Annotated in this window: 15 protein-coding genes; 8 read left to right on the plus strand and 7 right to left on the minus strand. The window is 48.3% G+C overall.

Features of this window, described 5'->3' with window-relative positions:
* Positions 1–95: 95 nt before the first annotated feature.
* The gene (locus ACJJI0_RS12905; RefSeq protein ID WP_444882901.1) at positions 96–956 is read left to right on the plus strand and encodes a LysR family transcriptional regulator; all 861 of its coding nucleotides are present in this window, start codon (positions 96–98) and stop codon (positions 954–956) included.
* A gap of 54 nt (positions 957–1,010) precedes the next feature.
* On the opposite strand, the gene ACJJI0_RS12910 is transcribed toward ACJJI0_RS12905, so the two are convergent.
* Positions 1,011–1,328: a cupin domain-containing protein gene (locus ACJJI0_RS12910; RefSeq protein WP_444882902.1), complete on the minus strand. Its 318-nt coding sequence runs from the start codon at positions 1,326–1,328 to the stop codon at positions 1,011–1,013.
* A 2-nt stretch (positions 1,329–1,330) separates the two neighbouring features.
* On the minus strand, positions 1,331–2,212 hold the full coding sequence (locus tag ACJJI0_RS12915) for a LysR family transcriptional regulator (protein ID WP_252083465.1): 882 nt from the start codon (positions 2,210–2,212) through the stop codon (positions 1,331–1,333).
* Positions 2,213–2,326: 114 nt separating this feature from the next.
* On the opposite strand from ACJJI0_RS12915, the gene ACJJI0_RS12920 reads away from it, so the two are divergent.
* The 3 genes from ACJJI0_RS12920 to ACJJI0_RS12930 all read left to right on the plus strand — a co-directional run bounded on the left by ACJJI0_RS12920 (position 2,327) and on the right by ACJJI0_RS12930 (position 3,915).
* On the plus strand, positions 2,327–3,001 hold the full coding sequence (locus ACJJI0_RS12920; protein WP_252083466.1) for a type 1 glutamine amidotransferase domain-containing protein: 675 nt from the start codon (positions 2,327–2,329) through the stop codon (positions 2,999–3,001).
* A 144-nt stretch (positions 3,002–3,145) separates the two neighbouring features.
* Positions 3,146–3,598, plus strand: coding sequence for a DMT family transporter (locus ACJJI0_RS12925; protein ID WP_444882903.1), 453 nt, complete (start codon positions 3,146–3,148; stop codon positions 3,596–3,598).
* A 20-nt stretch (positions 3,599–3,618) separates the two neighbouring features.
* On the plus strand, positions 3,619–3,915 hold the full coding sequence (locus ACJJI0_RS12930; protein ID WP_444882904.1) for a putative quinol monooxygenase: 297 nt from the start codon (positions 3,619–3,621) through the stop codon (positions 3,913–3,915).
* A gap of 205 nt (positions 3,916–4,120) precedes the next feature.
* Here ACJJI0_RS12930 and ACJJI0_RS12935 read toward each other — a convergent pair whose 3' ends face one another.
* On the minus strand, positions 4,121–5,572 hold the full coding sequence (locus tag ACJJI0_RS12935; RefSeq protein ID WP_444882905.1) for an aryl-sulfate sulfotransferase: 1,452 nt from the start codon (positions 5,570–5,572) through the stop codon (positions 4,121–4,123).
* Positions 5,573–5,868: 296 nt separating this feature from the next.
* Between ACJJI0_RS12935 and ACJJI0_RS12940 the strand changes: the two genes are divergently transcribed.
* Positions 5,869–6,534 (plus strand): outer membrane beta-barrel protein, encoded by a 666-nt coding sequence (locus ACJJI0_RS12940; protein WP_444882906.1) that lies wholly within the window; start codon positions 5,869–5,871, stop codon positions 6,532–6,534.
* 65 nt (positions 6,535–6,599) lie between these two features.
* On the opposite strand, the gene ACJJI0_RS12945 is transcribed toward ACJJI0_RS12940, so the two are convergent.
* Both ACJJI0_RS12945 and ACJJI0_RS12950 read right to left on the minus strand, forming a co-directional pair.
* Positions 6,600–7,502, minus strand: coding sequence for a hypothetical protein (locus ACJJI0_RS12945; RefSeq protein WP_444882907.1), 903 nt, complete (start codon positions 7,500–7,502; stop codon positions 6,600–6,602).
* 135 nt (positions 7,503–7,637) lie between these two features.
* Positions 7,638–7,973 carry a gamma-glutamylcyclotransferase family protein gene (locus ACJJI0_RS12950; protein WP_444882908.1) on the minus strand — a complete coding sequence of 112 codons (336 nt, stop codon included), beginning with the start codon at positions 7,971–7,973 and terminating at the stop codon, positions 7,638–7,640.
* Positions 7,974–8,601: 628 nt separating this feature from the next.
* Between ACJJI0_RS12950 and ACJJI0_RS12955 the strand changes: the two genes are divergently transcribed.
* Positions 8,602–8,841, plus strand: coding sequence for a hypothetical protein (locus ACJJI0_RS12955; RefSeq protein WP_444882909.1), 240 nt, complete (start codon positions 8,602–8,604; stop codon positions 8,839–8,841).
* Positions 8,842–8,858: 17 nt separating this feature from the next.
* Positions 8,859–9,245, plus strand: coding sequence for a L,D-transpeptidase family protein (locus tag ACJJI0_RS12960; protein WP_444882910.1), 387 nt, complete (start codon positions 8,859–8,861; stop codon positions 9,243–9,245).
* 84 nt (positions 9,246–9,329) lie between these two features.
* On the opposite strand, the gene ACJJI0_RS12965 is transcribed toward ACJJI0_RS12960, so the two are convergent.
* Together ACJJI0_RS12965 and ACJJI0_RS12970 are read right to left on the minus strand one after the other, a co-directional pair.
* Positions 9,330–10,736: an alanine/glycine:cation symporter family protein gene (locus ACJJI0_RS12965; RefSeq protein WP_444882911.1), complete on the minus strand. Its 1,407-nt coding sequence runs from the start codon at positions 10,734–10,736 to the stop codon at positions 9,330–9,332.
* A 177-nt stretch (positions 10,737–10,913) separates the two neighbouring features.
* Positions 10,914–12,419: an MFS transporter gene (locus tag ACJJI0_RS12970; RefSeq protein ID WP_444882912.1), complete on the minus strand. Its 1,506-nt coding sequence runs from the start codon at positions 12,417–12,419 to the stop codon at positions 10,914–10,916.
* A gap of 185 nt (positions 12,420–12,604) precedes the next feature.
* On the opposite strand from ACJJI0_RS12970, the gene ACJJI0_RS12975 reads away from it, so the two are divergent.
* Entirely contained in the window at positions 12,605–15,046 is a 2,442-nt protein-coding gene (locus ACJJI0_RS12975) for a glycoside hydrolase family 31 protein (RefSeq protein ID WP_444882913.1), read from the plus strand.
* The last annotated feature ends 17 nt before the right edge of the window (positions 15,047–15,063 follow it).

The raw sequence follows: 15,063 nt of genomic DNA on the forward strand, positions 1-15,063 counted from the left end.
GTTGCCATAGGCAATATCTATGGCAACAAAATAAATGTCGATGTAGACTCAACTTAAACACACTGGCTTTTTAAGTGGCTAAATAAGTTATACCTATGTTTCCACACGCTGATGAACTCAATTATTTTATTGAAGTTGCTAAAACAAAAAATATCTCAAGAGCTGCAGAGAGATTAGGGATTCGGCAGCCGAGTTTAAGCGCGGCTATCAAGAGGCTGGAAAGACAGCTTGGTACAGAAGTAATCATACGAGAAAAAACTGGTGTGCAATTGTCTCGTGCAGGGTTAAGACTATTAAAAAGTGCTCAACAGTTACTTGATGATTGGGATGAGGTAAAGTACTCAGCGCTGCGCGAAAACAAAGAAGCTGTTGGTCACTTCACTATCGGGTGTCACAGCTCCATCTCACTACATATGCTGCCTGAAAGGCTAGCCGGATTCATTGCTCAAAATCCAGGTATCGAATTAAGCTTCCAACACGCGCTTTCTCGGGAAATTGTCGAATCAGTGATCAGCTGGAAAATTGATATCGGCATTGTGGTAAATCCCGTATCCCATCCTGATTTGATAATAAAGCACCTCTGTCATGATATGGTGAGTTTTTGGCATAACCCTGAAAAAATACAGTCTAGGGACGTATTAATTTATGACCCAGCGCTGATGCAAACAGACTGGCTGATAAAAAACATGGAAAAAAATAACAAATATAAACAATATATTACTTCCTCTAGCCACGAACTGATCACAAATATGACACTTGAGGGGGTCGGGGTCGGTATTATTCCTGGTCGAGTTGCTCAAACAATTGGAAGAAATCAGCTTCAATGGGTTAGTAAAGACCAACCAGGCTTCAAAGATGAAATCTGCTTGGTGTATCGAAGAGAAATAACCCATAGCTTAGGTGCAGAGAAGTTAATTAAAGAATTTAAACTTACAAATTACAAAAAATTTGGTTAACAGAAGATATATTTAAACTACAAAATTCAATTATTTTTGAACTTCATTTTAAGTTTATTCGCGATAAAATATTGCCAACCATACCGTCGCCTCATCAGAGGATGTCTTAATCACCCGGTGCTTTCTTCCAGCCTTTATCAATAAGCAATCACCAGACTTCAGCTGACATATCTCCCCGCAGTCAAACTCCACCACACCATAACCACTCAGTACAAGCACCCATTCGTGTTCACTCTGATCATACCAACCTTCCTTCGGTGAAGACTGTCCGTATGAAACAATTCTTTCAATTCGTATAGCATCACTTTTTACGATGTCCTGGAAGTGCTCAACCTCAGTGTTTTTCGGAAGGTTTTCTAGAATATTTATCATATTTACTCCTGCCAACTAGAAAAGTGATCCATTAGATAATCAATGGCCATTCTCGCTCGTATTGGTAAAAAGCGGCGATTCTGATACACAATCCAGCTGCTGGCTCCGCGCCCCCAAAAAGGCTCCAGTACGGGCTCTAATAGCTGTGACTCTATAGAGCGGTTAAAACTGCTTTTTGGCATATAGGCAATACCTAGGCCTTTTTCACATGCGTTAACCACTGTATGGGCATTATTACTTCTCCAGCGTCCATTAACGCGAATAGACTCCTCGGTGCCTTCTATATCAAATATCCAGTTCTCATTATTCGCAACAATACAACTGTGCGACTTTAAATCCTGTGGGTGGATTGGCCTGCCGAATTGATCAAGATATTCAGTGCTGGCAACTGCCATCATCTGGCGTCCAGCCAGCTTGCGAGCCACCAGCCCAGAGTCCTCAAGGCGGCCATAACGGATCGCAAAGTCGATACCATCCTCTACAAAATTGGCCATTCGGCTGTTGAAATCAATGTCGATCTTTAAGTCAGGGTGTTGTAAGGCGAAATTCATCAGTGCTGGAGCCACATACTGTTCAGCAAATAAACCAGCGCAGCTCACGCGCAACGTGCCACTCAGCTCATACTGCTGCAGGCTTAGCTGTTCATTGGCCTGTTGCAGACCCACAACCAGCTCTTTACAGCGCTGGTAATAAACAGCCCCAGCCTGAGTCAGGCTGACCAAGCGCGTTGTTCTAGCCAGAAGCGCACTCCCCAGACGCTCCTCCAAGCGAGCCACCTGCCGGCTCACATGGCTGGTACTGCACCCCAGCTGCTTGGCGGCCGCAGAGAAACCCTGGCACTCAGCTACAGCAACAAATTCGACTACACCGTCAAATGTATCCATACCCCACCATTATTGCTATTTAGCAAAAGTATTTCACAGAAATCTCATATTATCATCTAATCAGGGACAACCTAGAATCCTCCCCACTGAATGCTTAACACAGAGGACAGATTCATGAAGAAAGTACTTATTCCCGTAACCAACCATGCAACCCTCGGGGAAACCGACCAAGCTAATGGCACCTACTCCCCTGAGCTGACTCACGTCGTGCATGTACTTAAAGAAAATGGCATTGATTACGATATTGCCTCTATTAAAGGTGGCAAAGCACCACTCTACGGTACAGATATTGAAGGAGATGAGGTCAACAGCCAGGTATTGGCCGATGAAGACTTCCAGAACCGTGTCAACAACACTATTCCAGTAAACCAGTTGAATACTGCTAGTTACGATGCGGTGTTCTACCCAGGTGGGTTTGGTCTACTTTCCGACTTAGCAAGCAATGAGGACTTTGCCAAGTTATCTGCAGAGCATTATGAAAATGGCGGCGTACTTGCTGCCGTGTGCCACGGACCAGCTGGCCTGCTGCCTATCACTTTGAGCAATGGTGAAAGCTTACTGGCAACTAAGTCTGTGACTGCATTTACCCGAGAAGAAGAAATCGATTTTGGCACCATTGAAGATATCCCCTTTCTGCTTGAAGAGGCTATCAGCAGAAAATCTGCTCGATTTAACAAAGTGCAACCCTGGCAGGAATTTGTCATCGAGGATGGCCGTGTGATTACTGGACAAAACCCAGCCAGTGCACATGCTGTTGGTAAAGCGATCGTTAAGCAGTTAATAAACTAGCCGTTTATAACGAATCAATAATGCTGGCGCAAACTGATGTCCCTGCGCCAGCTTTCCATAACCATTCAGCTTCCATTGTGAGTCAACACAACTCATCTACATGAGCAGTTATAGCCTTAAAACCCCTTCCGTGAGGTTCCAGCAGTGCCTAGCTCTATTCTTTATCCGTCGCTAATGTTAATTGCCGGAATCGGCATCCCGGTGATGGCCACGTTAAATAGCGGTCTAGGTGTGAAGCTTGGCAGCTCTGCTCTCGCTACGACGATTTTGTTTTTTGTCGGACTGACCATCTCTATTATTTACTTATTTAAAACTGAAGGTTTCCAAATAGCCGGTTTTCACAAAGATATCTCCTGGCACCTTTATCTTGGCGGGATATTAGTTGCTTTTTACGTACTCAGCGTCACCTGGGTTTCACCAAAATACGGCGTTGGCAATACTATATCCTTTGTGTTACTTGGCCAGCTCTTTGCTATGGCCACCATCGACCATTTTGGCCTCTTTGGCGCACAACAAACCAGCCTGGACCCCAAAAGAATTATTGGATTTATTCTGATGATTACAGGCATCTTACTAGTGGTAAAACGCAATTCATAAATATATCTGGAGATCCGACAATGCCCAATCTATATGTAATGGCAAAAGTGAAGTCTAAACTTGGAGAAACACAGAAAGCTAAGAACATTCTGGCAAGACTGGCAGCGAACTCTGAAAAGGAGAGCGGATGTTTGAGTTATCAGATTTTATGTTCGAGTGAGGAAACAGATACCTTTATGACGTTAGAGATATGGGATTCAAAAGAAAGTGAAAGAAAACACTGGGATGAGCCCCATTTAAAAGAATCATTAAAAGAGTTAGAACCAATTTTAGCTAAAGAACCAAGAATCGAAAAATATCAGCATACTTCCGATTAAAAACATACGATTTTCTCCAGCAGAATAAATAATCATAGGCCCACAACAAAATTAGTGTGGGCCAAGGAGAATATTCAGAAAGTAACAGGAGACACTTGAATCATAAAAGGGCAGTACATTTATAAGGTTCATCAGCAGTGAAAAAAAATCTATTCCCACTGAATTAAAAAACTATAAGGACCACTCCCCCTAAACGCTTGTGTCATTACTCAGGAAAATTAAAAACAGGATTGGTGGTCAACATTTCCGACCAACTAACACGCTCTGCTCGGTAAATCGTGCTATCGTACACTTTTAATTCCCACGCAGTTTCCGCTGGGCTAGTCGATGTTACCTCTATCAAGTAAGCATTGCGATCACTCCCCGTACTGATATCCGATGGGCCACCGGCACATAGTAATATATTTCCACCGGCAAGCTCATCAACATCACCCAATGATTGAGTATACTTGGGCGCTATGTATTCCCAGGTTTGCTCAGCACTCATTGTCGATGTATTGAGCAGAAACTTTACTGCACGGCTATTGTAGATATTGCCACTCAACTCAGCTTCATTTCTGTTATCGTAAATCAGAATTTCATGATTACTTGTCAACATTGGCGCATGCTGCGAAGCCATCCAGGAACCAGTATGTAGTGTAAAGAATTTATCCTTCAAATCGCTCTCAATATCTGAATCCCTCCCCATTATCCAATTTACCGCACCAGACTGATGATCAATACTGACCACCCAGCTCTGAGAGCGGCTAGAAAGCAAAATGGAATTATCCTGAGGAACATAATGCAGTGCATTAGAGTGGCTCCAGTCAAGGGCTCCGTTATCCAAAACCCTACTGGCCAAAGCACCGGGGAAACGGCTGGTATCCAAGTGATCAAATGCTGACCATCGCCAAACTGTGTTCCCTTCAGTATCGATTTCCAAAATGGCATCTCCTTGTAAAAAATGCTCACCAAACTGGCCAGTTTCGTTGGTTAACACCAACAGATTGCCATTCTCCAGCAAATGGACATCGTGGTGATAACTCGGCAATTCGAAAGAGGACAACACCTCTCCGGAGAAGGAGATTACTCGGGCCTCCCCACTGAGTAATAAAAGTAAACGCCCATCCTGTAGGTTTCTCGCTACTGGGGCACCAGTTAATGGAACATCACCGTGCAGATACCAAACAACCTCTCCCTCTTCATCAAATCCCCAGAAAGTACTATCCCTCTCCGCTGATGGCGCGAAGATAGTGATGCCACCCTCGGACTTAACCGTTTTATTCAAAAGCCCAACAGCGGGGACCCCCTCAGGCACCGACCCTGTTTTAAACTCTACGATTTCACTGTGAACAACCTCACCACTTTCTAAAAGTGCAACCGCAGTAAACCGATAGGTAGTATCAGCGCGCAGGCCGACCACGGTTACTTCGTGGTCTGTGCCTGGCTCACTATAATCTGTACGTCGTCGGCTGGTATCTGCAGATTTAAACCTTATTGCCACTCTCGCCGCTTCCGCAGTAATCACGCTGGCATTCACCATTAGATGGTTCTCTGGGTGAGCGCTGAGTACTAATTGAACAGCATCATCTTCCTGCGCAAAAACCTTAGGGACAATACCTGTTAAAAACAGTAAGAATACTGATTGAAAAACAGCCAACCTAATATATTTACTCATTGGGGGTCTCACAGTTTGTTATGAATACAACTGTTTAACGCAACCATTGCCTCCTGGTTTACAGAGAAATTGACTTTTCAAGAGACTGTAATCGATAGTAATGGATAATTATTGACTAAGCGCACCTAATGCTGCACTATGCGCCAAAATTGATAACTGGTACGCATTTACCAAACTTCAAAAAATGCATTACAGAATTTGATACTTCACCTCTCTGCCAATTCATCACCACAAAATACTCACCGCTGCCTACTTATCCAGGTAGGTGGTCTTTTATATTGATGTAAGGATATCCTTTGAAAAGATTTATTCTCAGCTCCGTTATCGCTCTTTCCGCATCCAATACTATGGCAATGGAAAACAGCTTCTACCTTAAGTCATCTTATGGAAAGGTAGATACAGATGTTTCTTCACAAGAAGCTCAGGAACTGTTCGGAACAAAACTCTCAGATCCTAACGGCTGGTCTTTAACACTGGGATACCGCTTCAATAATTTTCTTGCCATCGAAGGCGGCTATGCAGACTTAGGCGAGGCTGAAGCTAAGAAAAGTGATAATGATGTAATTCCTGACATGAACGGAACTTACTATTACGACTATAGCTATAAGGCCGTACTTAACGCCCAAACTAAAATGCTGGGCATGTTCCTCTCCACCGATGTCAGTAAAAATTTTTATGCTGGCATTCGTGCTGGATATCAAACATGGGATGCAGAATTAAAAAGAAAGGGAAATTTCAATGCAAAATATGAATGGAATGATGACTTCTCTCAAGTCTTTGATGATATTTCTTATAATGAAAGTTTAGCTAATAGTGAGTCTACTGATGGTAGCGACCTCTATTATGGTGTTTCCGCTGGTTGGAGCTACAACAACTGGAGCCTAAGCCTGGAACACACTATTTTCGAAATGGATGAGCAAAAGCCCAGCCTCTCCTCCCTGGGACTAACTTACAATTTCTAAAGACCGCTCTTACTTTTTTCAGCAGCCAAATCGGCTGCTGAATTTATCTCTAAAAAACTCTAAAGCTACTTTATCCCCGCAAACAATACCTCAAACCAGCGCAAATCCTCCGGCCCCAATTGAGCCTTTTTGGCCAGTCTCTTATCTCGATACACATCCTTATATACATGATAAACCGCTCGCTCGGTCAACTCGCGCCAGCGCTCGCTATCCAGCTCAGGGATTGAGCCATCGGCTAAATTGGGATCGGTCAATGGGTCGTGCTGGGCTTCAGTGGTTCTCAGCGCTAATTCCAATTCTTGCAGAATAGGATTGATCACCTTGAGGGTATTCGATTCGGAAAACTGCTTGGCAACATCTTCCTCTGCCTGACGAAGCATTTTTTTGCTCTGTAATTCCGATAGCTTTTCTCCGGCTGGGCGCAAGCCGAATTTATTGACCAGGCCACTCATACCGGGCAGCACCGCCTTGGCTGCCAGCCCGGCACCGATCAGGGGATTAAACACTGCGGCAACACCCCCAACTAACAGCATACCAACGGTCAATTTTCTATCGAGTTTGTCGATATCATCCGCCAGTCTTTCGAGCGAACTCTTTCCAGAATTTCCCCTTTCCAGGGATAACTCTACGGCGCTCTCCACCATAAATTTACGTAAACTCCCCTCATAATGGGAGTTGGGAAAGTGAAATATTCGGCGTTTGGGTAGATCATTTACCTCTGGGGCATCATCAGGTAAACAACGCATTGTGTGCAGAGTAAAGCCAGTTTGTGAGAGCTGATAGGGAATCACAAAGTAATGTTTTTCATCGTATCTCTGCATAAAATTCTCACTGCGCTCCGCAGAAGAAAATATTGGCAGTCCGGCAACTACTTCTTGAAAAACTTTTAAACTGCCGGTGATTTCAGCTGGCACTTTACGGGAAAGGTCAACCAGGCCCTTCTTGCCTTTATCGAAATATTGTTTCATATCTATTGATTCACAGAGAAATCGAGAAAAAGCTGGCCTGATCTGCAGTATCCGCATCCCCTCGGCCATCCCCCCCTGTGAAACACCTCCCTATGCCCTCTAATAAAAGCATAACTACCTTAGTAAATGACGTCTTTAGTTTGCCTCAGCATAAATCCAGGCTTCTATACCAGATTTCAATTTGGCGGCAACCCGCTGATAGGCATCCACTTCATAGGCATCAGACTGAGCAAGCTCTTCGGCAGAGATTTCAAAAACTGTACCCTCAACCGTATCAAAAGAACGCCCTGTGTACTTCAGTATGGGGTGAAACTCCTTGCCGCTAGTTTGCACAACTTGTGGATCTATAATTCTTATTTCAGAAAGCTGGTAACCAATTAAAGTATCCTCAGATCCTTGTAACTTACGGCCAAAAGTCTCCAGTTGTACATTCTCTTGCTGAAGAGTGCCATAGGTAAATAAACGCTCCATAAATTAACCCCTGATCCCGCTAGTGAATAGTTCACTAATGTGGCAAATCCGCTGGTACTTTATCGGCTAAAGACCCCGCTAAAGAAGTCTCTTTAAGATAATTCCTCAGATTGGAGCTCTAACGCCTATCAATCCCTTCGCAAACCATTCTTGCAAATGTCTGTGAGATTAATAACCAGCAATTCACTTATTCCTTTTTGATGTGACTGGCCCAAGACACGGACCTTACCATCCCTTGGACCTGCATTGGTGAAAACCTGTGCTAACCCATCCCGCAGCTGAGGCCGAGTATACGGGGAGCTGCTTTGGGGAAATCTCTGACCTGCGCCGTGCTTCTGATTGGGTGCTAGGGATACCGCACCCTGGCAGGCAATGGTTAGGCTCTAAATCCATGGTTGTTTACACGGCCCACTGGCAATAGAGAGGTGTGTAATGCATAACCGACCTTCGCTGCAAAACCATCAAATTATACCTACACGACAGAAAACATCCCTACAAAAGGTACAAGGAGCTCTACGCAAAAACGCTTCGTTCGCCGCTGCGCTGATGGTTGTTGGATCGGCAATATTGGCCCCCCTGGCCTATGCTGCGGATTATTCCAATCCCTATTCCCGCCAGGGCTCAAGGTATGTCGCTCATCAGGGGCATGGAGGGCATTATGACCGGCACTCCAGATATAGCAGAGATTACAGGTACCGGAGAGAGTATAGGGGACACTCCCGATACAATAGGAATCAAAGGAGCTACTCTCGATACAGCAGGAACCAAAGGGCATATTCTCGATACGGCAGATACCAACAAGCTCAACCACAAAATAGCCGGCATATGTGGTTTAAAGGCCATGTACAAGGTACACCGCGTATTGTGATCGACTTAAGTGACCAGATGGCCTACTTCTATAAGGGAGGACGTCTCGCCGGCATGTCCCCGGTCTCTACCGGTAAACCAGGCCATCGAACTCCTACTGGTAACTTTCGTATTTCACAGAAGAAATACAGCCACCGCTCCAACCTGTACGGTCACTATATAAGCTCTCGTGGCCAAGTACTGCGCAGTAATGTGGATGTACGCCGCCATCGCAAGCCTGCCGGGTCTCGCTTCCGCGGAGCCTCAATGGATTACATGATGCGGATTAATGGCCCAGTCACCATGCATGCCGGTTATGTACCCGGTTACCCGGCCTCCCATGGCTGTATCCGCATCCCCTGGCATATGGCGAAGATTTTCTACCGCCACGCCAGAGTCGGCACAAAGGTGTCCGTTGTACCTTAGGTAAAATCTAGACACTTGTGAAAAGGCACCATAAAAAAGGCGGACTATTAAGTCCGCCTTTTTCTTTGCCTGGAAAAACGTCTGCTATTGAGAGGACTCTGCCCCCTCCCGCTTTGCGACTTCCATACGGGTGAAATACGCATGCGCTGCACGGTTTACATGCCGTGCCAGCAGTAATGTGGAAACCATAGTGGGCACAGCCATTACGGCGTACATACCAATAATAATGCTATTGACCGCGCTCAGAGAAGCCACCGCACCCAATACAATCAGTATCATATAGAGCCCAGTATAAAGACCCTGCCAGCGGCCACCGAAAAGAAAAACATAGCACTTCATACCGTAATACCAGCAGGTAACGATAGTGCTGAAAGCCAGCGGAAGGACCATTAGCAGTAGCAAAATTGGGCCGAACTGCCCAAACACCTGAGAAAATGCCTGTGCAGTCAGGGTGACGCCGGCAATATCCCCTTCCTGCTGCCAAGCGCCAGTCAGTAGTATCACCAGGGCAGTGCAAGTGCAGATAACCAGTGTATCTACAATAGGGCCCAGCATGGCAACCACGCCTTCTCGAACGGGCTCACGGGTTTTAGCTGCACCATGGGCCAAAGACTCTGTGCCTATACCCGCTTCATTAGAAAATGCGCCCCGGCTCACCCCTACTGTGATGACCGAACCCAGAGTACCTCCAGCAATAGCTTGACCGCTGAAAGCATCCGAGAAAATTAGCGCAAATGCTGCCGGTACCTGCTCCCAGAAGCTGGCAATTACCACAAGGGTCATGCCCAGATAAAATAGCACCATGCCCGGCACTACTCTTGCGGAGAATTTACCGATACGCTGGATACGACCGGCTATAACATAGGCCGATGCAACAGCAATTAACAAGCCAATAACAAAATCAAAAGTGAATGAACCTCCGGGCGCTACCCAACCCAAGGGCTCAGCAAAAGACTCCCGCAGTAGCTGCGTGGTTTGATTGGACTGAAACACCGGCAACATACCGCAGAGTCCCGCCACGGCAAACAGTACCGCGAGCGGCATCCAGCGTCGGCCCAACCCCTCGCGAATAACATACATAGGGCCACCTTGCAGTTCCCCGGAGGCATCGCGACCGCGAAACATCACCGCCAGCGTTGCTGTATAGAACTTGGTAGCCACCCCCACCAGGGCAGTTACCCACATCCAGAAAATCGCCCCAGGCCCACCAATCGTAATTGCGATGGCAACCCCGGAAATATTGCCAAGTCCCAGGGTTCCCGAAAGCGCTGTGGATAGCGCTTGGCTGTGATTCACTTGGCCAGGGTCATTGGGGTCATCATATCGGCCACTTAAAAGCCCAATACTGTGCCCAAGATGGCGGTAGGGACGGCCACGAGAATAGATTAATAGCGCGAGGCCTCCACCAACGAGTAGCACTAATAAAGGGGGACCCCAGACAAAACTGGCAAAAGCCTCTAATGCCTGATCAATAGCAGGGAATATCGACATAACTTAATTCATTTCCGGTGAGATCCGCCCAGTCTAGGTACGCTCACACCAGACTGTCAAAATGCTGCCATAAAACTCCGTAGCCCCATAAATGCGAAAACTTTGGGAAAACCTGGAATCCCGGCAATAAAAAAGCCCCTAACAGGGGCTTTTCTAACAATCTTTTACAACTTTTTATCAAGCTGTAGTAGTTGCCTTTAATGCGGGCTCGGGTTCAGAACTCTCCCTCACAAGCGTCACCGATATAGCTCCAAGCAACATACACACCCCCGCCAAAACAATGATGTAAATTGCCTGGTTTTCGAAAACTGTTTTCAATATCAAGCCAGCAACCAGGGCGGAAACAATCTGCGGGGCTGCGATAGTGAAATTAAAAATCCCCATATAAACACCAGTCTTATCCGCCGGCAGCGAGTCAGAGAGGATCGCATAGGGCATCGCCAGAATAGCGGCCCAGGCAATGCCCACACCCACCATCGGTAGCAATAATCCCAGGGCGCCACTGGGTACGGAAACTTCTGTAATCAACAGATTCACCTGTGTGGGATCGCCCCCCTGGAAGAACAGGAAGCTGATGTATCCCAAACCGCCCAGTGCCAGCGATAGAGAATAAGTGAGCTTACGCCCCAGCACCTGAGACAAACGGGCCAGGACAATAGAGAAGATCGCTGCAAACAGGGAGTAAGCAGCAAAAATAATTCCTACCCAGTCACCGGCAGCACCCTTAGCGGCAGCGATATGTGCGGGAATTTCTTTGACGCTTTCCAGATAGGCGGGATCAAACCACTTGGCTTCCACTCCCCAAACGTGCTGAGTGATCGCAGGCGTGGTGTAAACCCACATAATAAACAGGGCAAACCAGGAGAAGAATTGCACCAGGGCCAGCTGGCGCATGGTGCGCGGCATTTTAATTAGCAGCTGGAAAAAACCGATCAAGCGCTTTGCCAGTGGGGCTTTTTGCTGTCTCTCCCGCTCAAGTTGCGCGGAGTCGAGACCTTTATAGGCGTTGTACTGCTCCGGCGGATACTCCTTGGTACGCAGCACAGTCCACAACACACTGCCCAGCAGCACTGTGGCGCCGATATAGAAAGCCCATATAACGGAGGGCGCCACCTCTCCCGCACGGGCAGTATTTTCCAGACCGATCACATTAGTCAGGATGAATGGCAACATGGAGCCGAAGATGGCGCCAATGTTAATCAGCAAAGACTGTATCGAGTACCCCAGGGTGCGCTGCTCTGATGGCACCATGTCGGACACCAGGGCGCGGAAAGGCTGCATGGTCACGTTAAAGGCCGCGTCCATCAGGGCCAACATAACGCCGCCGAAAATAATTGGGGCCACTATCGCCACCACAATCCCGGCATTGGGCATAAACGCCATCCCCAGGGCTGCGGCGATGGCACCAAAAAGGATAAAGGGGTTGCGGCGACCGAAGCGACTCCAGGTTCGATCCGAGGCCGAACCCACGATCGGCTGTACGATCAGTCCCATGAGCGGCGCTACTATCCAGAACAGGGATAGAGAATGAAGGTCCGCCCCCAGGTCAGACAAGATTCTACTGGCATTGGCATTTTGCAGAGAAAAGCCAAATTGCACCCCGAGAAAACCGAGACTGACATTCCACACCTGCCAAAAGGGCAGACGGGGCTGTTGAATAGGATTGGGCTCTGATTGGCTCATAGGGTCACCGCATCTCTCGTTATGCTTATTTTGCCATTCTGACACGCCCACCACAGACCTCCATCCTCCCCCCACCGGGGAGGATGCGGGCCAGATTCTGCGCTTTAGGATAAACTCAGGCCCAGCGTACGCGTCGGGCCAACACGAAACTGTGAATCCTAATCAAGCAACTGAAGTCCCGCGCGATGATCCTAAAACTCCCACTCCTGCGCCTGGTGTGCCTCGCAGCTACACTCTGCCTGAGCGCTCAATCCCTGGCCGCTGAACAGCGCAACTACCGCGATCACACCATGAGCGAAGACTCACTAACTTTACAGACGAGTGAGGGCGAGGTCACCCTCACCCCGGTTGGTCCGTCAGCGCTATCGGTGCACTATCGACGCGAAGGCCTGAAGCAGTTGCCCTCATTCGCGTTGGCCACCAATTCTGCTGGCCGATCCGAGGCGATGCTGGAGCAACAAGGGGACAAGCTCGTTTACCGCACTGGCTCGCTTACTGCAGTCATCCACAAGTCTCCCTTCCGAATCGAGTACTTGCGCGGTAGCGAACAAATCCTGAGTGAAGAGAGTGGTTTCTTTGCCACCGAAACGATGCGCGGATTCCGTTTCGCACTGTCGCCAGAGGAAAAACTGTTGGGTGGCGGAGAGCGGGTTATGGGGATGGACCGTCGCGGTCAACGCCTCCCTCTGTATAACCGTGCCCATTACGGATACACCACCGAATCCAACCAGATGTATTTTTCCCTGCCAGCAGTACTGTCCAGCAACAAATACATTCTGCTGTTCGACAACTCTGCCACCGGCACCCTGGATCTGGGCGCAAACGAAGAAGATATCCTGCAATTTGAAGCTGTAGCCGGGCGCACCGCTTACATCGTGGTAGCCGGTGAGACTTATCCACAGTTGCTGGAAAATTATGTATCCACCACCGGCAAACAGCCCCTGCCACCCCGTTGGGCCCTGGGTAACTTCGCCTCCCGCTTTGGCTATCACAGCGAAGCTGAAGTCCGCGCAACCGTGGATAAGTTTGCCGAGGAAGATTTCCCCCTGGACGCCATGGTGTTGGACCTCTACTGGTTTGGCCCGGATATCAAAGGCCATATGGGCAACCTGGCCTGGGATAAGGAGGCCTTTCCCGAGCCAGAAAAAATGATGGCCGACCTAAAAGATCGCGGCATCAATACCATCCTGGTGACCGAGCCTTTTGTCCTATCCACCTCCGAACGCTGGCAGGAAGCCGTGGCGAATAATGCCCTGGCGAAAAACCTGGCCGGAGAGCCCAAGCGTTTTGATTTCTACTTCGGCAATACCGGCCTGATCGATGTCTTCTCCGAAGATGGCCGCAACTGGTTCTGGAATATTTACGATGGGTTATTGGAACAGGGCGTAGCCGGCTGGTGGGGCGACCTGGGTGAACCGGAAGTTCACCCCTCCGATACCGTTCACGCAATCGGTATGGCCGATGAAATCCACAACGCCTTCGGCCACGCCTGGGCGCAATTACTGCACGAACGCCAAACGGCAAAACACCCTGAGCGCCGCCCCTTTATTATGATGCGCGCCGGTTTTGCCGGCTCCCAGCGCTATGGCATGATTCCCTGGACCGGCGACGTCGCTCGGGAATGGGGTGGCTTACAGCCCCAGGTGGAATTGGCTCTGAGTATGGGCTTGCTGGGCTTTGGCTACACCCATTCAGACCTGGGCGGCTTTGCCGGCGGTGAGAAATTTGACCGCGAACTCTACATCCGCTGGTTACAGTACGGCGTATTCCAACCGGTTTACCGCCCGCACGCCCAGGAGCATATTGCTTCCGAGCCAGTTTTCCACGACCGCCGCACCCGCGATATCCTGCGCGAATATGTAAAACTGCGCTATCGCCTGCTGCCCTACAACTACACCCTCGCCTTCGAAAACAGCCAGACCGGCATGCCACTGATGCGCCCGCTGTTTTTCGAAAACGAAAGTGACCTATCTCTCCTGGACTACAAGGATGCCTACCTGTGGGGTCAAGATTTCCTCGTTGCCCCAGTCGTGGAAGAAGATGTGGATGAGGTCGCGGTAAAACTGCCCGGCGGCACCTGGTTCGATTACTGGAGCGATAAACAATATTCTGGCGATCAGGCCCTGGTAGAAGTGACTCTGAAAACTATTCCTGTACTGGTGCGGGCCGGCGCCATTATTCCCACCATTGACGATGTCCACAGCAGTCGTGATTACTCCAGTAAAAACCTGGCCCTGGACTACTACGCGCACCCATCAGCAGTAAAGTCCGAGCGCTATGTTTATGAAGATGATGGCGCTACCGCGCAGGCTTTTGAAAAAGGCAAATACGAGAAGCTACATTTCTCAGCTGAAAACAAACAGCAGGGTTTAGCCTTCGCCTTTAATCGCGAAGGCGACGGTTATACCGGTATGCCGGAATCCCGCACGGTCACTTTAAAGATTCACAACTGGCAACAAGTGCCCGTGCAGCTGAATATTACCGGCGAATCCCTGCCTATTTTCGACAGTGAAAAAGACTTTGCTCAGGCACCCCGTGGGGCCTGGTACAACAAGCGCAAGCAGCAACTGCTGGTTAAATTTGACTGGCACAAAGAACCGCTGGATTTAGTGCTCAAAAATCACTAATTCAGCAAACCGCTGTT

This window comes from Microbulbifer mixtoriginis (SeqCode), from assembly GCF_052466695.1.